We start from the raw sequence: 18,151 nt of genomic DNA on the forward strand, positions 1-18,151 counted from the left end.
AACAATAACTACAAGGAGATACCCATGACCGTGAGAGTATCCCGTCGCCAGTTCCTCAAGTTCGGTGCCGCCGGTGTCGGTGCGTCGAGCATGGCCATGATGGGTTTCGCCCCGGATGAAGCCGTCGCTTCCGTCCGCCACTTCAAACTCAGCGCCGCGCGCATGACGCGCAACATCTGCACCTACTGCTCGGTAGGCTGCGGCATGTTGTTCTATTCACGCGGTGACCAGTCGATCAATGTCGTCGATGAGCTCTTCCACATCGAAGGCGACCCCGATCACCCGGTCAGCCGCGGCTCGTTGTGCCCGCGTGGAGCCGGTGTGCTGGACTTCATCAAGAGTGAATCGCGGGTCAAGTTCCCCGAAGTGCGCGAGCCGTTCACCAATGAATGGAAGCGCATCAGCTGGGACGAGGCGTTCACGCGCATCACCCGGCACATGAAGGATGATCGCGACAGGAACTTCGAGACCCATGACGAGCAGGGCCGGCTGGTCAATCGCTGGCTCACCACCTCGATGGTGGCGGCCTCGGCCTGCACCAACGAAACGGCTTATCTGACGCAGAAGATCACCCGGGCACTGGGCATTCTCCAGCTGGACAACCAGGCGCGCGTTTGACACGGACCAACGGTGGCAGGTCTTGCCCCAACATTTGGTCGCGGTGCCATGACGAATCACTGGGCGGACATCGCCAATGCGAATGTCATCCTGTCCATGGGCGGCAATTCGGCTGAGGCGCATCCGGTTGGCTTTCGCTGGGTCATGCGCGCCAAGGAACGCAATGATGCGATCCTGATTTCCATCGACCCGCGTTTCAACCGCACCACGGCGGTGGCCGATTATCACGCCTGGCTGCGCACCGGCACGGATATCGTCTTCCTCGGCGGGCTGATCAACTACCTCATCGAAAATGACCGCTACGCCCACGAATACGTGCGCGAGTACACCGATGCCAGCCTGATCGTGGCCGAAGGCTTCGGCTTCGAGGAAGGTCTGTTCACCGGCTATGACCCGGCCAGCAAGACCTATGACCGCCAGACCTGGAACTTCGACATGGATGAGCGCGGCTTCGCCCGACGCGATCCGAGCCTGCAGCATCCGCGTTGCGTGTTCCAGCTGCTGCGCCAGCACTACAGCCGTTACACGGTGGATCAGGTCGAGAACATCTGCGGCATGCCGGGAGATACGGTCGTCCAGCTCTGGGAGCTGATCGCCCAGACGTCGGCGCCCGACAAGACCCTGACCATCCTCTATGCCTTGGGCTGGACCCAGCATTCCATCGGCTCGCAGATCATCCGCTGCGGCGCCATGGTGCAGTTGCTGCTGGGCAACATGGGCATGCCGGGCGGTGGCGTGAATGCGTTGCGCGGGCACTCCAACATCCAGGGGCTGACCGACATCGGCTTGCTCTCCAACCTGCTGCCGGGCTACCTGAACCTGCCCTCGGCCAACCTGCAGACCTATGCCGACTATATGCGCACGCGCATCAAGCAGCCGCTGGTCGAAGGCGAGGTGTCCTACTGGAAGTTCTACGAGCGCTTCTTCGTCAGCCTGATGAAGGACTGGTACGGCGATGTCGCCACGGCGGAAAACGACTGGTGCTACGACTGGCTGCCGAAGCTTTCCGTACCCACCTACGACATTCTCTACGCCATCAACGACATGACCCAGGGCAAGATGACCGGCGCCTTCTGCCAGGGCTTCAACATCCTTGCCGCCTTCCCCAACAAGGCGAAAGTGGTCGCGGGGCTGTCGAAGCTGAAGTTCATGGTGATCATGGACCCCTTGAAGGTGGAAACCGGCGAGTTCTGGAGGAACTTCGGCGAATACCACGACGTCGATCCTTCGCAGATAGGCACCGAGGTGTTCCGCCTGCCCACCACCTGTTTTGCCGAGGATGACGGCTCCATCACCAACAGCTCGCGCTGGTTGCAATGGCACGAACGCTCAGTGCCTGGGCCGGGCGAGTCGATGACCGATACGGAAATCCTTGGCGAGGTGATGCTGCGACTCAAGAAGATGTATCAGGAGGAGGGGGGCGCCTTCCCCGATCCGATCCTCAACATGAGCTGGAACTACAAGGTGCCCAGCTACCCTACGGCGGAGGAGCTGGCCAAGGAGTACAACGGCAGAGCGCTGGTGGATCTGACCGATGACACTGGTCGGGTCGTTCGCCGCAAGGGCGAGCTGCTCAAGGACTTCAGCGAACTGCGCGACGATGGCAGCACGGCCTGTGGTTGCTGGATCTATTCGGGTGCCTGGACCGAGGAAGGCAACATGATGGCCCGGCGCGACAACTCGGACCCCTACGACACCGGCAATACCATCGGTTGGGCTTGGGCCTGGCCAATGAATCGCCGAGTGCTCTACAACCGAGCTTCGGCGCGGCCCGACGGCACGCCCTGGGCGCCGAACAAGGCGTTCATCTGGTGGGATGGCGAGCGCTGGACGGGGGCCGACGTGCCGGACTTCCCGCTGACCTCGCCGCCGTCCGCGGGCGTGGGGCCGTTCATCATCACCCAGAGTGGCGGCGGGCATTTCTTCGCAGCCGAATGGCTGAACGAGGGGCCGTTCCCAGAGCACTACGAGCCGATGGAGTCGCCCATTGATCGCAACCCCATGAGCCCGAACAACCCTCAGGCCTTCAACAATCCCATCGTTCGGGTGTTCGAGCAGGATCGCGACTCGTTCGGCTCCAACAAGGACTTCCCTTACGCGGCGACGACCTACCGGCTGACCGAGCACTTCCATTACTGGACGACGCACGCACGGCTCAATGCCATTGCGCAGCCGGAAAAGTTCATCGAGATCGGTGAAGTGCTGGCCGCAGAGCTGGGAATCAGTGCGGGCGAGCGGGTCAGGGTGACCTCCAAGCGTGGCTATATCACCGCGGTTGCGGTGGTGACCAAGCGCTTGATTCCGCTGCAGATCGACGGTCGCACGGTTCACCAGATCGGTATTCCGATCCACTGGGGCTTCAAGGGTGTGGCGAAGAAGGCGCACCTCACCAATACCCTGACGCCCTTCGTGGGTGACGGGAATACACAGACACCGGAATTCAAGTCGTTTCTGGTGAATGTGGAGAAGATCGGAGGGACCGCCTGATGCGTGGTGACCAGATCAATCTGCAAAACATCATCGCCCGTTCGGCGAGTACGGTGCCTTCACCCCAGGTGCGGCAGGGCGGCGTGGACAAGGTGACCAAGCTGATCGACGTCTCGGTCTGCATTGGCTGCAAGGCCTGCCAGGTGGCCTGTTCGGAATGGAACGACCTGCGGGATGAGGTGGGGTCCTGCGATGGTACCTACAACAACCCGCAGGACCTGACCGCCGAATCCTTCGAGGTCATGCGTTTTTCCGAGTACGAGAACGAACAGGGCAACCTCGAATGGCTGATCCGCAAGGACAACTGCATGCACTGCGCGGAGCCCGGCTGCCTCAAGGCCTGCCCGAGCCCTGGCGCCATCGTGCAGTACGCCAACGGCATCGTCGATTTCAACTCCGAGCACTGCATCGGTTGTGGCTATTGCGTTGCCGGCTGTCCGTTCGATATCCCGCGCATCTCGAAGAAGGACAACAAGGCCTACAAATGTACGCTGTGCTCCGACCGGGTATTCAACGGCCTTGAGCCGGCCTGTGTGAAGAGTTGTCCGACCTCGGCGATCATGTTCGGCACCAAGGAAGACATGCTCGACTACGGTGCCATGCGGGTGGCCCACCTGAACGGACGCGGCTACGAGAATGCCGGTATCTACGACCCGCCGGGCGTGGGTGGCACCCATGTGGTGTACGTGCTGCAGCACGCCGACAAACCGGAAATCTACAGTGGCCTGCCGCGCGATCCGCATATCGCGCCGACGGTCGAGCTGTGGAAGGGCATTACCAAGCCGATCATGTCGGTGGCGCTCGGCATCTCGGTGCTGGCTGGCTTCTTCCACTACGTCACCCAGGGGCCCAAGGAGGAGCCGGAGGACGACCCGGATATCGAGAAGGCGACAGCAGACCGTGAGTTCGACCGTCGCGAGGAGGACCGGCCATGAGTCATTCCAATGTTCGCCACGGCATCCTCCGCTATGGCAGATGGACGCGGGTCAACCACTGGATCGTCGCCATCTGCTTCGTCCTGCTGACCCTGAGCGGACTGGCGTTCTTCTACCCGGCGTTCTTCGGGCTCACGGCACTGTTCGGCGGCCCCGAGCCAACGCGAATCATGCACCCCTATATCGGTGTATTCATGTCGCTGCTGTTCGTCATTCAGGCGGTGCGCTTCTTCCGCGACAACCTGTTTCGCCGGCACGATGTGCAGTGGGCCAGGCAGATTGGCGATGTGCTCAGCAACCGTGACGAGCGCCTGCCGGCGGTGGGCAAGAACAACGCCGGGCAGAAGCTGGTGTACTGGATCTTCCTCGCCACGGTGCCGATCCTGTTGATCACCGGCCTCGTACTCTGGCGCCCGTGGATCGCCGATGGCATGCCGGTATGGGCGTTGCGCTGGGCTGTGACCATCCATGCCTACGCGGCGTTCATCGCCATCATCACCCTGGTGATCCACATCTACTCGGCCATCTGGGTCAAGGGCTCCATCCGTGCCATGACCCAGGGCCGGGTCAGCCACGCCTGGGCCAGGCATCATCACCCGCTCTGGTACGAGGACATCATGCGTGACCGCAAGACCGATGCGCAAAGCGCTTCGCCAACCAGCGAAACGCAGAAGGACCGGCCATGACAGGATCATCGATGAAAGGGGATGCAGTGAGCCACATCTACGGAAGCGCACCCTCGGGCATCATGCAGGCGCCCGAGGTCATCCTGGCGGAGGCAAAACTGTTCAGTAAACGTGCCCTGCGCCTGCGCGAACTGGTCGAGCAGGTGCCGGCGCTGGACGAGTTTCTGGCGTTCATGGCCCGCCTGGCTCAGGCACAGCATCAGGTATTGAACGAACGCGAGCCGGCCTGGCGACCGGCGCCGGATGCCTTCGATGCCGCGCTGTTGCACGGTATGCCGCCGCTGGGGCATCGTGCGCTGCGTCGCGATATCGATTGGCAGGCCGATCTGCTGGCGATTCTCGATGCGCTCGATCTGCATGTGGGCGAGCGCCAGCGCCCCTTGCTCAAAGCCCTGCGCGAGATGCCGGACGAGCAGCGTGCCGCCCTGGCCGAAGACGTGCTGGAGGTACGTCCCGGCAGCGAGGCAACACGCGGGCTGATGCCCTTGGTAGCAGCCGCGCTGCAGGTTGCCTGGCTGCGTCTGGCCCTGTCGCTGCCCAGACCGCCAGACAGACCGGACGAACAGGCGCGTGCGCTTTGCCCCTGCTGCGGCTCCCTGCCAGTGGCCAGCGTGATCCACAGCGAGAAGCAGCGCAGTGGTGTGCGCTATCTGCACTGCAGCCTGTGCGCCACCGAGTGGCATCTGGAGCGGGTCAAGTGCAGCGAATGCGACAGCGCCAAGCTGCTCTACCTCAGCCTCGATGACGACAAGGGCAAACCCTTCCTGCCCGTGCAGGCCGAAGCCTGCAGGGAGTGCCACAGTTACCTGAAGGTGGCCCAGCGCGAACTGCATGGACGAGCCGACCCGGTTGCCGACGACCTGGCGAGCCTGGCGCTCGATCTACTGCTGGCCGAGCAGGGCGAATACGAGCGCAGCGGCTACAACCCGTTGCTGATCGTTGGAGGCTGACGCAAGCGCTCGTAGGTCGTGTCAGCCGAAGGTGTAACCCGACGTGCAAAACGTCGGGCTTCAGCGGGGCGTAACCTTGGCCCCCCGGCAGGTCGGTAAAGTACAAGCCCAGCCACTTGTAGGTCGGATTAGCCGAAGGCGTAATCCGACGGCTTGAGAGCGTAATCCGACGATTCCGCACACCTTGCCAGAGCGCCTATGCTCAAGGAAGAAGCCATTCGTTCAACAAGGAAAATCATATGACTTTGCTCTGGCTGCTCGTTCTCCTGCTCGGCATCGCCGTGATCGCCCATCTGAGGGTTTCGCCCGTGTCGGCGCTGGTAATCGTCGCGGCGTATCTGCTGCTGATGGGTATTGCCGGCGAGCCGCCGGTCTGGCTGATGATCGTGCTCTGGCTGGTACTCATCGCCGTGGCCGTGCCGCTGTTGGTCGCCGACCTGCGCATCAAGTACATCAGCGGGCCGATGTTCGACTGGTTCAAGAAGGTGCTGCCGCCGATTTCCGACACCGAGCGCGATGCCATCGAGGCCGGCAGCGTCTGGTGGGATGGTGAGCTGTTCAGTGGCCGACCGAACTGGGACACCCTGCTGGGCTATCCCAAAGCCAGGCTCACCGAGCAAGAGCAGGCATTCCTCGATGGTCCCACCGAAACGCTCTGTGCCATGGTCAGCGACTGGGATATCGGCCAGCGGCTGGATCTGCCGCCCCAGGCCTGGGACTACATCAAGACCGAAGGCTTCTTCGCGCTGATCATTCCCCAGGAATACGGCGGCAAGGGCTTTTCGGCCTACGCCCACTCGCAGATCGTGATGAAGCTGGCCACCCGCAGCGGCGACTTGGCCAGCACCGTGATGGTGCCCAACTCGCTCGGTCCAGCTGAGCTGCTGATGCACTACGGCACCGAGGAGCAGCGCAACCATTACCTGCCGCGACTGGCCAACGGCACGGACATTCCCTGCTTCGCCCTGACCGGTCCCTATGCCGGCTCCGATGCGGGCGCGATGAACGATAGCGGGGTGATCTGCAAGGGCATGTGGCAGGGCGAAGAAGTGCTCGGCCTGCGCCTGAACTGGGAAAAGCGCTACATCACCCTGGGACCGGTCGCGACCTTGCTCGGCGTGGCCTTCAAGACCTACGACCCTGAGCACCTGCTGGGCGATGAGGAAAGCCTGGGGATCAGCCTGGCGCTGATTCCTACCGATATTGCCGGTGTCGAGATCGGTCGTCGGCACCTGCCGCTGGGCGCTGCTTTCATGAACGGGCCGAACTGGGGCAAGGATGTCTTCGTGCCGCTGGAGGCCATCATTGGCGGGCGCGAGATGATCGGCAAGGGCTGGATGATGCTGATGAACTGCCTGTCGGTTGGCCGCTCCATCTCACTGCCAGCCACCGGCGTCAGCGCCGCCAAGACCTGCAGCTACGTCAGTGGTCGCTACGCGCAGATTCGCGAGCAGTTCAACGTGCCGCTGGCAGCCTTCGAGGGTATCCAAGAACCGCTGGCCCGCATCGGCGGCAACGCCTGGCTGATGGACAGCGCGCGCATCCTCACCGCCAGCGCCGTGGACCTGGGCGAGAAACCCTCGGTACTCTCGGCCATTCTCAAATACCACCTGACCGAACGTGGCCGCCAGTGCATCACCGACGCGATGGATATTCACGGCGGCAAGGGCATCATCCTGGGGCCGAACAACTACCTGGGACGCCTGTGGCTGTCCGCGCCGATCTCCATCACAGTCGAAGGCGCCAACATCCTTTCACGCAACCTGATGATCTTCGGCCAGGGCGCGATCCGCTGCCATCCGTTCGTGCTGCGTGAAATGGAACTGGTGCAGGAGCCGGATCGCGACGCAGCCGTAGTGAAGTTCGACAGGCTGCTTATGCAGCATGTCGGCTTTGCGGTCGGCAATACCGCTAGCACCCTTGTACTCGGGCTGACTTTTGGCCGGCTAGGCAAGGCGCCAGGCAGCGACCTGATGCGCCCTTATTTCCGCGCACTGAATCGTATTGCCGCGGCCTTCGCCATGCTGGCAGATCTTTCCATGATGCTGCTCGGTGGCGAACTCAAGCGTCGCGAACGGCTGTCGGCGCGCCTGGGTGATGTGCTCAGCCATCTTTATCTGGCCTCCGCCGCGCTCAGGCGTTATCAGGACCTGGGACATCCGGCAGAGCAGGCGCCCTTGCTGCGCTGGGCGCTGGAAGATTGCCTGTGCAAAGCCGAGCAGGCGTTGGCAGATACCCTTGCCAATTTCCCCAACCGGATTCTCGGTTGTGTATTGCAGGTCCTGGTGTTTCCCTTTGGTACACGCCACGCGGGGCCGTCCGACGAGCTGGATGCCGAAATCGCCGCCATTCTCGGTCGCGCGGAAGGGGACCCGGCGCTTGAGCAGATTCTCGATGGCGTATACCGACCGAAGGATACGAGCGAGCCACTCGGCGCGCTCAGGCATGCCTTCGACATCCTTGCCAAAACCCAGCCGCTGGCCAGGAAACTGCAGCAGGCCATCAAGCGTGGCGAACTCAGCCCCGCTGCCAACGAATCCCCGATACTCGCCGCGCTGGCAGCCGGCATACTCTCCCACGAGGAAGTTGAACTGCTGCGCAGCGCTGAAACAGCCAGGCGCAAGGTCATCGACGTGGACGACTTCGCCAAGGAAGAACTGGAACCGCAGGCCGGACGGGTGCGCTAGCCCGCCTGTCTTGATTCGTAGGTCGGATTAGCCGAAGGCGTAATCCGACGATGCGGAGCGTAATCCAGCGAATAATCTCGACGCCGCCCGTCGGGTCGATAAAGCGTGACCCGACCTACGAAGCCCAGCCATTTGTAGGCCGGATTAGCCGAAGGCGTAATCCGACGATGCGGAGCGTAATCCAGCGAATAACCTCGGCCTCGCCCGTCGGGTCGGTGAAGCATGACCCGACCTACGAAGCCCAGCCATTTGTAGGCCGGATTAGCCGAAGGCGTAATCCGACGATGCGGCGCATAACTCAGCGAATAACCTCGGCCCCGTCTGTCGGGTCGGTAAGGCGTGACCTGCCCCGCAGAGTTCAACGCTGCGCGGTGCTCTGGCTACGCTGGTTGTAGAGGCTGACCAGCACCTGATCCAGCACCGACGATGCGCCCCATGGGCGCGGGTGGTTGAGGATGGCGACGACTGCCCAGGTGTTGCCGTCATTGTCGCGGCTGTAACCGGCGATGGCTCGCACAGTGTTCAGGGTGCCGGTCTTGATGTGCGCCTTGCCGGCGACGCCGGTGTTATGCAGACGCTTGCGCATGGTGCCGTCCAGCGCGGCCACCGGCATCGAGGAGATGAACTCGGCGGCGAACGGGCTTTGCCAGGCAGCCTGCAGCAGGCTGGCCAGCTCGCGGGCGCTGACGCGCTCGGCGCGCGACAGGCCCGATCCGTTTTCCATCACCAGATGCGGCGAGATCAGCCCCTTTTTCGCCAGCCACTGACGGATGACCCGTTGTGCAGCCATGGAATCGTCGGGGTCCGCTTCGTTGCGAAACTCCGCGCCCAGGCTCAGGAACAGCTGCCGGGCCATGGTGTTGTTGCTGTATTTGTTGATGTCGCGAATGATTTCCACCACATCCGGCGACCAGGCGCGGGCGATCATCCGTGCGCTGTCGGGCACTGTGGCGACCCGGTCCTCTCCCAGGATGCTGCCGCCCAATTCCTGCCAGATGGCGCGCACGGCACCGGCGGCATAGCGTTGATGATCCAGCAGCGACAGGTAGGTCTGCCCGCTGCAACCCGCCGGCAGCTTGCCGGTGACCACCACGCGCACGCCGTCGCCTTCCTCGATGGGGTTGTAGCGAATGTCCGGCCAGCCGGGGCACTTGGCCTTGGGCAGGGCTTCGATACGATTGTCGATGCGCACCGTGGCGATGGGCGGCTCGACCAGAACGTTCACTTTCCCGTCATCGTTGCGGGCAATGAAGCGAAGTGCCTTGAGGTTGACCAGCAGGGAATCGGGGCCGACCAGAAAGGGTTTGTTCTTGTCGTTGCCGTCGTCATCGAAGACTGGCAGGTCAGGCTGCACGAAATGGCTGCGGTCGAGCACCAGATCTCCGCTCACCGTCTGTACGCCGTTGGCGCGCAGGTCGCGCAACAGCAGCCAGAGCTTTTCCATGTTCAGCTTGGGGTCGCCACCGCCCTTTAGATACAGGTTGCCGTTGAGGGTGCCGTTTTCGATGGGGCCATCGGCATGGAACTCGGTTTTCCATTGGTGATTGGGCCCCAGCAGCTCCAGCGCCGCATAGGTGGTGACCAGCTTCATGGTCGAAGCGGGGTTGATCGAAACGTCGGCGTTGACGAAGGTCGGCGACGCGCTACCGTTGAGGGGCAGCAGAACGACGGACAGGGCACTGCTTTCTATCTTGTTGGCCTTGAGTGCCTGCGCGACGCTGGCGGGCAAACGTTGATTGGCCGTTTCGGCCACTGCCTGAAAAGCCAGCGGCATGGCCAGCGCGGCAATGGCGAAAGGACGTATGAGCCTGCTCATGCGAACGAAGGAAATAAATGACATGAAGATTCCCTACAACTTTCAGGGAAGAAATAACGAGACACTATGCTCGCACCCAAGTGATGTACTCCACATGTTGCCAAGCGTAGCCGGCTGGTTCGAGGTTCTGCAAAGAGATTTGCCGCAATGTATGACTTTTCCAGACAGGCAGCCTGTCGGCGAGGGTTCGTAATCGCACAAGTGCGGCGTAGCTGTTAGAGTGCGCGCCGTTATCCCGTCAAGAAAGGACCGATTCAATGGCTACCAATCGCTCGCGTCGCTTGCGCAAAAAACTCTGTGTCGACGAGTTCCAGGAACTGGGCTTCGAAGTCACGCTGTCCTACGTCGAGGGCCTCGATGGCAACGCCGTGGACGAATTCCTGGAAGCCTTCCTGGTTGAAGCCATGGAAGCCAATGGCCTGGGTTATATCGGTGGCGAGGACTATGGCTTCGTTTGCCTGGCCAAGCGTGGTTCGGTAAGCGAAGAGCAGCGTGGCCAGGTCGAGGCATGGCTCAAGGGTCGTAGCGAGCTGAGCGAATTTGGCGTAAGCCCGTTGATGGACGTCTGGTATCCGGAAAACGAGATCAACGTCAAGGCGTGATCGAGTTGTCCCGGTCCCGGCTCCTGCCGTGATCAGATACGGTTTCGGTTGATTGTCCGGCTCTGCGCAATGCAATCCGGGCGATCAACCGGCGCAGCAGATACATCAGCAAGGTGACCGCCAGTGCTACGCCGATGCCAGTCACGGCATTGATCAGGCGTACCTGAGGCAAGTCCCAGTCCTGGGCGAGGGTTTCGGTCAGCAGGATGAAACTCAGCGTCGTCTGTAGAACGAAAAGCCTGTAGTGATGCGCCTGAAAGGCACGGCTGAGCATCAGCAGCGGCAACAGGATCATCACCATCAGCGGCGGGTCCACCAGGCTGTGACCCATGTAGATCAATATGGCTGCCGCGCACAAGATCCCCAGGCCTGCCTGCAGCGCACGCACGAGGCTGCGTTGTACATCCATCTGCAGAACCGTGAGTATCGCCAGCGTCAGCCAGTAGCCGCGTGGAAGGTCGGCGAGCACCACGATCAGGCCACCCAGTGCAGCTGCCAGTAGATGCGTCAGGGCTTGCAGGCGCCACCGTCGGGCAGATATGCGCCGTGCCCGACTTCGCAATACCCTGATCACACTGAACAGGCGCGGCATATAAGGCCACATCCGCAGCCCGTGCAGTCCGCGCAATCCGAAAGCCAGTAGCATGACCCAGAGTCCGCCCAGGACGAACAGCATGGCAATTGCCTGTGGGTTGTTGAAATCACCCATGCCGTACTGACCCTGACCAAGACACAGACAGATGGCAAGGCCGATCCCCAGTTTGCCGGCTTCGTTGCCGTAGCGTTGCAGCCAGGCCAGCAGCAACCCATAGAAGGCAAAGAGGCCCATGCTTATCAGGGGATAGGACGCCGCCCAGAAACCAAGACCGGCGCTACAGGCGCCGAGTGCAATCTGCGTCAGCATGCGCAGCATGCCGAGTCGGTGCAGCGGGTTGGCCCTGGCGGCCTGGAAGGCGCCCAGGGTTGCCCAGAGAAAGCCCGGATGCCCGCTGAACAGCCCGAGCAGAAGCGGCAGGGCACAGCCCAGGCCGGTAATCGCTGCCGCTCCCCAAGCGGGAGGTCCCGGCCTCCAGCCGTTTCTGCGCCACAGTGGTTTCTTCATGCTGCTCACGTCGGGCTTGAACGTCCGGTCATCTCCCCAGCCATTTCGGTGGCGTAGCTATCAGTCATGCCGGCGATGAAGTCGATCATGCGCAGGAAGGAGCGATAAAGCGGCCAGTCGGGGTCCGGGGCATTGCTGCCCAGCAGGTCGAGTATGCGACGATTCTTGAACGAAGGCGTGCGTCCACCGTGCTGTTCCAGCGCTGCGCCACAGAAGGCGTTAAGGAGGATTTCGAGCGTGGTGTAGGCTCCGATCTCGTGCAGCGTCTTGCGCTTGTCCTGGAAGATCTTTTCGCGGGCCATTGCCTTGGCCTGCACCACGCACTTTTTGGCCGGGCCATGCATATGCTCGACCAGATCACCGACGAGGGTACCGGCCAGCAGCGCATCCTGTTGTTCGACGAATGCGCTCGCGGCGGCATTGGTAAGGTGCTCGATGGCCTTGCCCCTGAGGATCGCCAACTTGCGCCTGCGCGAATCATTGGGACCGAGCAGGCGGTAGGTTTCCGGCAGGTCATCGCCGACCAGCCCCAGCAGCAGCGCTTCCACCTCGGCGTAGTCGAGCAGCTCCATCTCCAGGCCGTCTTCAAGGTCGATCAGGCCATAGCAGATGTCGTCCGCGGCCTCCATCAGGTACACCAGCGGATGGCGTGCCCAGCGTTGCTCTTCCAGTTGCGGCAGGCCCAGTTTCGAGGCGATCTGTTCCAGCAGCGGCAGCTCGCTCTGGTAACAGCCGAACTTGTGCTTCTTGTAGCCGAGCGCCTCGGCGTGACGCGAGGTCCATGGGTACTTGAGGTAGGTGCCGAGGGTTGCGTAGGTCAGCCGCGTACCGCCGTCGAACTGATGATATTCAAGCTGCGTGAGCACTCGGAAACCCTGCGCGTTGCCCTCGAAGTTGAGGAAGTCGGTACGCTGGGCATCGCTCATGCCGTCCAGCCAGCCGCGTCCGGCGGCCTGCTGAAACCAGTGACGGATGGCATCCTCGCCTGAGTGACCGAACGGTGGGTTGCCGATGTCATGGGCAAGGCAGGCCGATTGCACGATCATGCCGAGGTCGGCCGGGCTGCACCATTCGGGCAGGTTTTCACGCAATACTTCGCCCACGCGCATACCCAGCGAGCGACCGACGCAGCTGACTTCCAGCGAATGGGTCAGGCGCGTATGGATATGATCGTTGCTGGATACGGGGTGCACCTGCGTCTTGCGCCCGAGCCGGCGGAAGGCCCCGGAAAAAATGATCCTGTCGTGATCCTTGTGAAACGGACTTCGTCCGAGTTCTTCGGTGCTGTGAACAGATTTTCCGAGTCGTTCACGATTGAGCAATGTGTGCCAGTCCAAAGGGCTATCTCCTTGTTGCCGCCAGGTTCCTGGCATGCCGACAGCGCCAGTGTGGCGCATTCCATGTGGGGATTACAGATCTGACCAGCACCCGTAGGGCCGAATTCATGCGGCCATGAATTTGCCGGCAGCGGCCGAACACGTTCGGCCCTACGGTTCAGCCATTTCGTCGCGGATCAGGCAGCCTGACTACTGCCGCAGTTTGCGAACCAGCGGATAGAGCGTGATGCCCAGCCGGGCGAGCTTGCCCACTTTACCCAGGCGTGGCCCGAATATCGCGAGGACGACGGTCGCGGCCAGCATCAATGGGCTTTTATCGGTGTGGCGCCCGGAAGCTGTGCCACGGTTGATAATCATGCCCTTTATGCGCTGTACCGGATGGGCCAGAGGCTGTGAGTGATAGAGGATCTGCTGACGATTCATCTCCATACGCAGTCGAATCAGATCCTTGCGCATGGCCAGATCGCTGGATGTGCTCAATGGAGTGCTCATGGTAGTAAACGCTCCTGATTGCGGGCCAGTTCCTCGACTGTTGCCTGGAAGGGCGAAGCGCACGCCTTGGCGAGGCGAATGGCCCTGCTGATGCATATCGCAAGGACAATCGCATAAACCCCACAAAGAATCAGAATGGCCGCGATGGGGTTGGTTTCCCAGAAGGCGATGACAATGGCCGCTGATAGTCCTACCAGAACCAGCAGACCCAGGATCAGGCTTATGCTGGCCAGGAGGAACAACCTGAATACACGGCTACGTTCTTCCTGAAGCTCTATTCCCAGCAGTTCCAGATGCCCTTGAAGAAGGCCGACAAGCGCACCGCCCATTTTTTTCAGGGACGGTGCGGGCGCTTCATCGGAATGTTTCGCTTCCATTGGCCTGCTTTCCTCTATCAGCGGCGCATGATCATGCCGAGAAGAAAGCCGGCGCCTGCAGCGATACCAATGCTTTGCCAAGGGTGCGTTTGAACATATTCCTCGGTGCACTGAATGGCGGCCTCGCTCTGATCACGCAACGTGCCTTCCTGCTCTTTCAGCATTTCCCGAGCACGATTCATATTGGCGGTGATTTTCTCGCGCAGCTCTTCGGTCTGGCTGCCGGCAGTTTCCTGAGTGTGCTTGAGCAGGCGCTCGGTGTCGGCGATAAGCGTATGGAATTCTTCGATCAGCGCGTTCTGGGCGGCCTGAAGATTGCGGCGGTGGGCAGATTTATCGATCAGCGACGAAGGGCTTGAAGTGGATGCGTCGGGAATTGGGGTGTTATCGCTGGTGCCAAAAGTGGATTCGGTAGACATCTGCAGCTCCTCTTGAGTCTTGTGGGACGAAAAGTCCCGTTGCCTCAGGTTTCGAGCATGACAACGGCGCAAGGTTCCCGCTTCGGTTTGAATGACGCGGCAGATAAGTTGCAGGCGATAAGCGGCAGGCGGTGAGTAAGTGGTTTGGAACTGGCTTCGGCGGGGCGTGGTGAATGGAGGGAGTGTCTTCCAGGGTGTCACCTGCAAATACACAGATCCGAGGTATAGGTTGAAATAGTCGAAGGCATAACCCAACAAACTTCCGAAAAAGAGAAACCCGCCGAAGCGGGTTTCCTATCTACTGCATTGAAATGCGGTAGGCCGCTATTACATCAGCGGAATGGTGTAGCTGACGATCAGACGGTTTTCGTCAAGGTTGTTTCCGCTTGCGATATTGCCACGGGAAGTTGCGTTACGCCATTTGACGTTGAGGTTCTTAAGTGCGCCTTCCTGGAAGGTGTAGCCGATATCGGTATCACGTTCCCACAGCTTGCCTTCGGACTGACCTGCGCCACGCTCCACATTGTCGCCTGTGAGGTAACGGGTCATGAAGGTCAGGCCAGGGATGCCGATGGATGCAAAGTTGAAATCATAGCGAGCCTGCCAGGACTTCATGTCTGCAAGTGCAAAATCATTGATCTGCACATAGTTGACCAGGAACGGATCCGCGCCGCCGCCGAGATAGGCGAAGCCGGTATCACCACTCATTTTCTGGTAGCCGAGACCGAAGCTATGACCACTTACCGAGTAGGTGACCATGGCGCCAAGTGCCTTGTTATCAACGTTTGAACTGCCGTCTTCGCTGGAGCGAGCGTAGCGCAGATCAGTCTTCAGTGCTTGCTTGTCACCCAGCGGCAGTACATGCACCAGGTTGGTCGAATGCTGCTTATAGACTTCCTCCAGGTTGCTGTAGTAGTACGAAGCAGTAAGGTCATCGTTAACCTTGTAGCTGCCACCTGCGAAGATGAAGTCGTCAGCGTTACCGGCGACAACAGGAGTCTCGCCGACTGCAGCGCCTTTGCCGCCCCAGTACATCCCTCTGTTTCCACTGGCGTTACGATCGTTCATGCGGTTCAAGTAACCCGCATCGAGAGTCAGACCTGCAATTTCCTTCGAGGTAATCTGTCCGCCTTGAAAGGTTTGAGGCAGCAGGCGGGAATCACTGGCAGATACAGCCATGTTCTTGGGGCGAAGCGTGCCGATCTTCAGAACGGTTTCAGAGAGTTTAGCCTTGGCTGTCAGGCCTAGTTCAGAGTAGTCGTCGCCTGCTTTTCCCGAGTCCCCGAGAGGCAACAGGCCAGTACCGGTACGACCGCCGCCCGAATCAAGCTTTACACCCAGCAGACCGAGAGCATCGACACCGAAGCCTACGGTGCCTTCGGTATAACCTGATTCGATGTTGAGCAGGAAACCCTGAGCCCACTCTTCTGCCTTGGCATTGCCAGTGCCTTCACGGAAATCACGGTTGAAATAGAAGTTACGCAGCTCCAGGCTAGCCTTTGTATCTTCAATAAAAGCAGCCTGAGCCATGGAAGGAATGGCCAGTGTTGCTCCCAGAGTGGCCAGGGCCACGCCCCGGGCGATTGGGGTCTTGAGCATTTCTTGTTCTCCTCGTTGGATGATGCTCTGAAGGTCGCTCTTACGGCGACATGCAATAAAACATTTCGTTATTGTTTCAGCCTTTAGACCTTAGTCTTTAGGACTTGTACGTCAAGGCTGGAGTGGCTCGCTCGGTATCGCTGTTGCGTATTGAAGGCTATGGATTCGAGTATCACTACGCTACCGAGTTGGGCGGGCCAACCTTGCCAACCCGCCAGTTGCAGTGCTGGGAGGGCTGCCGAATCCTACCGTTTTGCTGGCGACGAGTCGAATGCAGAAGTCAAACTCTCGTTTGAGTGAGTTCGGCGTCACGCTTTTTGGGGTCTACTTCGAAAGGAGGATATTGCCTGGCGGCCAATACCACTACGGATGGCCTGCTAGAATTGACTTCGTTAATCACCCCAACGAGTCTTCGTCAATGCTTCCTGAATGCCAGCTGTTTGGAACCCTGGGCTGTCACCTGTGCGAGCAGGCCGAAGCGGTAGTGATGCCGTTGGTCGAGCATGGTTTGTTGGTGGAGTTGCTGGATGTGGCAGACAGGGCCGAATGGGTTGACGATTACGGCCTGCGCATCCCGGTACTGAGAAGGGTCGATACGGGCGCGGAGCTGGACTGGCCGTTTGAAACCGAGCAGGTGGTCTGGTTTCTGCGTGATTGAAGCTCGTCAGAAACGCCAGACAAAAACAAAAAAACCGGCTGCAAGGCCGGTTTTTTGATATCAGACACACGAGAAGTGTTTCGATATCGGGAAATGGTCGGAGCGACTGGATTCGAACCAGCGACCTTCTCGTCCCGAACGAGACGCGCTACCAAGCTGCGCTACGCTCCGAAGCTGGCGCGCATTTTACAGAAATACTTTTGTTTCACAAGCGCTTAGCGCCCGTTTTTTGAATGTTCCGGCGAAAAAGCCGATGCACATTTTGTGCTGTCCGGCCTGCGTAGGCTGGATTGGATGAAGGTGTAATCCTGTGGGCAGATTTACAGCCAACCCCAGGCTCATGACAGGCACGGCGCTGATCTTTGTGCTGTTTGATCGTCCGCCCGTCGGGTTGGTGAAGCGTAACCCGACCTACAAGCTTTGTAGGTCGAATTGGCCGAAGGCGTACTCTGACGGTCAGAGTTCCTTGACGGTACGAACCTGGTCCTTGTTGACCTTGCCGGGTTTACCGTCCAGACCTTCGTATTCATAGAAGCCGGATTCATCGTCGAAGTCCGGTCGGTCCAGTGTCTGGATTTCGCGACCATCGTTGAGCGTAATGACGCTGGGGCTCGAACAGCCGGCAAGCAGGAACAGTCCGAGCAGCAATGTCAGGGTGGGAGCGATTCCTGAACGCATGGTGATTCTCCTCAATGGATGGGTTGTGTCTGTGACGTTTTCGGGGCGCGTCAAGTTCCCATGGGTGGGTTTTGTCCGGCGAGCAGTTCCGGAGAGTTCAGGTTGGCAAGGCGAGGGTCGTCTTCGGGCAGGTCGAGGCTGCGCGCGCCCAGTTTCAGGAGTATGCGCCGGTTGCTTCGTTCGCCAGCTTGCCATGCGGCTTCGATTGCAGCGGCCAGGCGAAGCGGAATGATGCAGAAAAGAGGTTCCCACTGTTCACCGCGGCGCAGCATGACGGGCGTGTCAGGCGCCTCCTGCGCAGCGTTGTGCAATTGCAGAAGCAGTGCTTCGTCGATCAGTGGTGCATCGCATGGCAATACCAGTAGCCACTGATGACGTGCCGCCGCGAGGCCCGCGCGAATGCCGGCAAGTGGGCCGGGGAAGTCCGCCTCATCGTCAGAGATCAGTCGATCGGCGAAGGGGGCGTAATATTCTGGATTACGGTTGCACGAGATGAGCAGGTCATCCGTCAGCGGGCGCGCGATTCGCTGCGGCCAGGCCACCAGCGGTTTGCCGTGCCATACGACCAGGCCCTTGTCATGCCCGCCCATCCGTTGCCCACGGCCACCTGCGAGCAGCAGTATCGAACAATCGGCAAGCAGGTGTTGTGGCATCGGAGGCTCCGGCAAAAGCCTGTGATATAACACCCGGCATCGTAGGCCAACAACC

At 60.4% G+C, this 18,151-nt stretch carries 16 protein-coding genes and 1 tRNA gene; 7 read left to right on the plus strand and 10 right to left on the minus strand.

Annotation, left to right across the window (positions count from 1 at the left end):
- The first annotated feature begins 30 nt into the window (after positions 1-30).
- The 5 genes from fdnG (at position 31) to ACYCFC_RS05945 (ending at position 8,363) form a co-directional block, all read left to right on the plus strand.
- Positions 31-3,105, plus strand: coding sequence for a formate dehydrogenase-N subunit alpha (fdnG, locus tag ACYCFC_RS05925; RefSeq protein WP_459653959.1), 3,075 nt, complete (start codon positions 31-33; stop codon positions 3,103-3,105).
- Positions 3,105-4,040, plus strand: coding sequence for a formate dehydrogenase subunit beta (fdxH, locus tag ACYCFC_RS05930; protein WP_181086919.1), 936 nt, complete (start codon positions 3,105-3,107; stop codon positions 4,038-4,040). The genes fdnG and fdxH overlap by 1 nt, the downstream gene beginning before the upstream one ends.
- Positions 4,037-4,726, plus strand: coding sequence for a formate dehydrogenase subunit gamma (locus ACYCFC_RS05935; RefSeq protein WP_459653420.1), 690 nt, complete (start codon positions 4,037-4,039; stop codon positions 4,724-4,726). Before fdxH ends, ACYCFC_RS05935 begins: the two co-directional genes overlap by 4 nt.
- Positions 4,727-4,737: 11 nt before the next feature.
- A complete protein-coding gene (gene fdhE / locus ACYCFC_RS05940) occupies positions 4,738-5,676 on the plus strand; it encodes a formate dehydrogenase accessory protein FdhE (RefSeq protein WP_459653421.1) in 939 nt (312 codons plus the stop codon).
- 239 nt (positions 5,677-5,915) lie between these two features.
- Positions 5,916-8,363 carry an acyl-CoA dehydrogenase gene (locus tag ACYCFC_RS05945; protein ID WP_459653422.1) on the plus strand — a complete coding sequence of 816 codons (2,448 nt, stop codon included), beginning with the start codon at positions 5,916-5,918 and terminating at the stop codon, positions 8,361-8,363.
- A 358-nt stretch (positions 8,364-8,721) separates the two neighbouring features.
- Here ACYCFC_RS05945 and dacB read toward each other — a convergent pair whose 3' ends face one another.
- Entirely contained in the window at positions 8,722-10,179 is a 1,458-nt protein-coding gene (dacB, locus tag ACYCFC_RS05950) for a D-alanyl-D-alanine carboxypeptidase/D-alanyl-D-alanine endopeptidase (RefSeq protein WP_459653960.1), read from the minus strand.
- A 257-nt stretch (positions 10,180-10,436) separates the two neighbouring features.
- Here dacB and ACYCFC_RS05955 point away from each other — a divergent pair, with 257 nt between their 5' ends.
- Positions 10,437-10,781: a YggL 50S ribosome-binding family protein gene (locus tag ACYCFC_RS05955; RefSeq protein ID WP_181087174.1), complete on the plus strand. Its 345-nt coding sequence runs from the start codon at positions 10,437-10,439 to the stop codon at positions 10,779-10,781.
- Here ACYCFC_RS05955 and ACYCFC_RS05960 read toward each other — a convergent pair.
- The 6 genes from ACYCFC_RS05960 to ACYCFC_RS05985 all read right to left on the minus strand — a co-directional run bounded on the left by ACYCFC_RS05960 (position 10,771) and on the right by ACYCFC_RS05985 (position 16,107).
- On the minus strand, positions 10,771-11,883 hold the full coding sequence (locus tag ACYCFC_RS05960; RefSeq protein WP_459653423.1) for an FUSC family protein: 1,113 nt from the start codon (positions 11,881-11,883) through the stop codon (positions 10,771-10,773). The genes ACYCFC_RS05955 and ACYCFC_RS05960 overlap by 11 nt on opposite strands.
- A 5-nt stretch (positions 11,884-11,888) precedes the next feature.
- On the minus strand, positions 11,889-13,220 hold the full coding sequence (locus ACYCFC_RS05965) for a deoxyguanosinetriphosphate triphosphohydrolase (RefSeq protein WP_181087172.1): 1,332 nt from the start codon (positions 13,218-13,220) through the stop codon (positions 11,889-11,891).
- A 189-nt stretch (positions 13,221-13,409) separates the two neighbouring features.
- Positions 13,410-13,712, minus strand: coding sequence for a hypothetical protein (locus ACYCFC_RS05970; RefSeq protein ID WP_459653424.1), 303 nt, complete (start codon positions 13,710-13,712; stop codon positions 13,410-13,412).
- Complete coding sequence (locus ACYCFC_RS05975; protein ID WP_181087170.1) at positions 13,709-14,089, minus strand: phage holin family protein; 381 nt, start codon at positions 14,087-14,089, stop codon at positions 13,709-13,711. Before ACYCFC_RS05975 ends, ACYCFC_RS05970 begins: the two co-directional genes overlap by 4 nt.
- 17 nt (positions 14,090-14,106) lie before the next feature.
- Positions 14,107-14,508: an ElaB/YgaM/YqjD family protein gene (locus ACYCFC_RS05980; protein ID WP_181087169.1), complete on the minus strand. Its 402-nt coding sequence runs from the start codon at positions 14,506-14,508 to the stop codon at positions 14,107-14,109.
- Positions 14,509-14,835: 327 nt separating this feature from the next.
- Positions 14,836-16,107 carry an OprD family porin gene (locus tag ACYCFC_RS05985; protein ID WP_459653425.1) on the minus strand — a complete coding sequence of 424 codons (1,272 nt, stop codon included), beginning with the start codon at positions 16,105-16,107 and terminating at the stop codon, positions 14,836-14,838.
- 418 nt (positions 16,108-16,525) lie between these two features.
- Between ACYCFC_RS05985 and ACYCFC_RS05990 the strand changes: the two genes are divergently transcribed.
- Positions 16,526-16,765, plus strand: coding sequence for a glutaredoxin family protein (locus ACYCFC_RS05990; RefSeq protein WP_181087084.1), 240 nt, complete (start codon positions 16,526-16,528; stop codon positions 16,763-16,765).
- Positions 16,766-16,859: 94 nt separating this feature from the next.
- On the opposite strand, the gene ACYCFC_RS05995 is transcribed toward ACYCFC_RS05990, so the two are convergent.
- From ACYCFC_RS05995 to mobA, 3 genes are all read right to left on the minus strand, one after another.
- Positions 16,860-16,936: transfer RNA gene (locus ACYCFC_RS05995), tRNA-Pro, on the minus strand.
- Between the two features lie 285 nt (positions 16,937-17,221).
- Positions 17,222-17,443: a YgdI/YgdR family lipoprotein gene (locus ACYCFC_RS06000; RefSeq protein ID WP_181087066.1), complete on the minus strand. Its 222-nt coding sequence runs from the start codon at positions 17,441-17,443 to the stop codon at positions 17,222-17,224.
- A gap of 50 nt (positions 17,444-17,493) precedes the next feature.
- Complete coding sequence (gene mobA / locus ACYCFC_RS06005) at positions 17,494-18,096, minus strand: molybdenum cofactor guanylyltransferase MobA (protein WP_459653426.1); 603 nt, start codon at positions 18,094-18,096, stop codon at positions 17,494-17,496.
- Positions 18,097-18,151: the final 55 nt, after the last annotated feature.

The sequence above is a fragment of the Stutzerimonas sp. NM35 genome (assembly GCF_054604355.1).

Coding starts and splice junctions, on each gene's coding strand:
- fdxH (WP_181086919.1), top strand. CDS start 3,105: ATGCGTGGTGACCAGATCAATCTGCAAAACATCATCGCCCGTTCGGCG.
- ACYCFC_RS05935 (WP_459653420.1), top strand. CDS start 4,037: ATGAGTCATTCCAATGTTCGCCACGGCATCCTCCGCTATGGCAGATGG.
- fdhE (WP_459653421.1), top strand. CDS start 4,738: ATGAAAGGGGATGCAGTGAGCCACATCTACGGAAGCGCACCCTCGGGC.
- ACYCFC_RS05945 (WP_459653422.1), top strand. CDS start 5,916: ATGACTTTGCTCTGGCTGCTCGTTCTCCTGCTCGGCATCGCCGTGATC.
- dacB (WP_459653960.1), bottom strand. CDS start 10,179: ATGAGCAGGCTCATACGTCCTTTCGCCATTGCCGCGCTGGCCATGCCG.
- ACYCFC_RS05955 (WP_181087174.1), top strand. CDS start 10,437: ATGGCTACCAATCGCTCGCGTCGCTTGCGCAAAAAACTCTGTGTCGAC.
- ACYCFC_RS05960 (WP_459653423.1), bottom strand. CDS start 11,883: ATGAAGAAACCACTGTGGCGCAGAAACGGCTGGAGGCCGGGACCTCCC.
- ACYCFC_RS05970 (WP_459653424.1), bottom strand. CDS start 13,712: ATGAGCACTCCATTGAGCACATCCAGCGATCTGGCCATGCGCAAGGAT.
- ACYCFC_RS05975 (WP_181087170.1), bottom strand. CDS start 14,089: ATGGAAGCGAAACATTCCGATGAAGCGCCCGCACCGTCCCTGAAAAAA.
- ACYCFC_RS05980 (WP_181087169.1), bottom strand. CDS start 14,508: ATGTCTACCGAATCCACTTTTGGCACCAGCGATAACACCCCAATTCCC.
- ACYCFC_RS05985 (WP_459653425.1), bottom strand. CDS start 16,107: ATGCTCAAGACCCCAATCGCCCGGGGCGTGGCCCTGGCCACTCTGGGA.
- ACYCFC_RS05990 (WP_181087084.1), top strand. CDS start 16,526: ATGCTTCCTGAATGCCAGCTGTTTGGAACCCTGGGCTGTCACCTGTGC.
- ACYCFC_RS06000 (WP_181087066.1), bottom strand. CDS start 17,443: ATGCGTTCAGGAATCGCTCCCACCCTGACATTGCTGCTCGGACTGTTC.
- mobA (WP_459653426.1), bottom strand. CDS start 18,096: ATGCCACAACACCTGCTTGCCGATTGTTCGATACTGCTGCTCGCAGGT.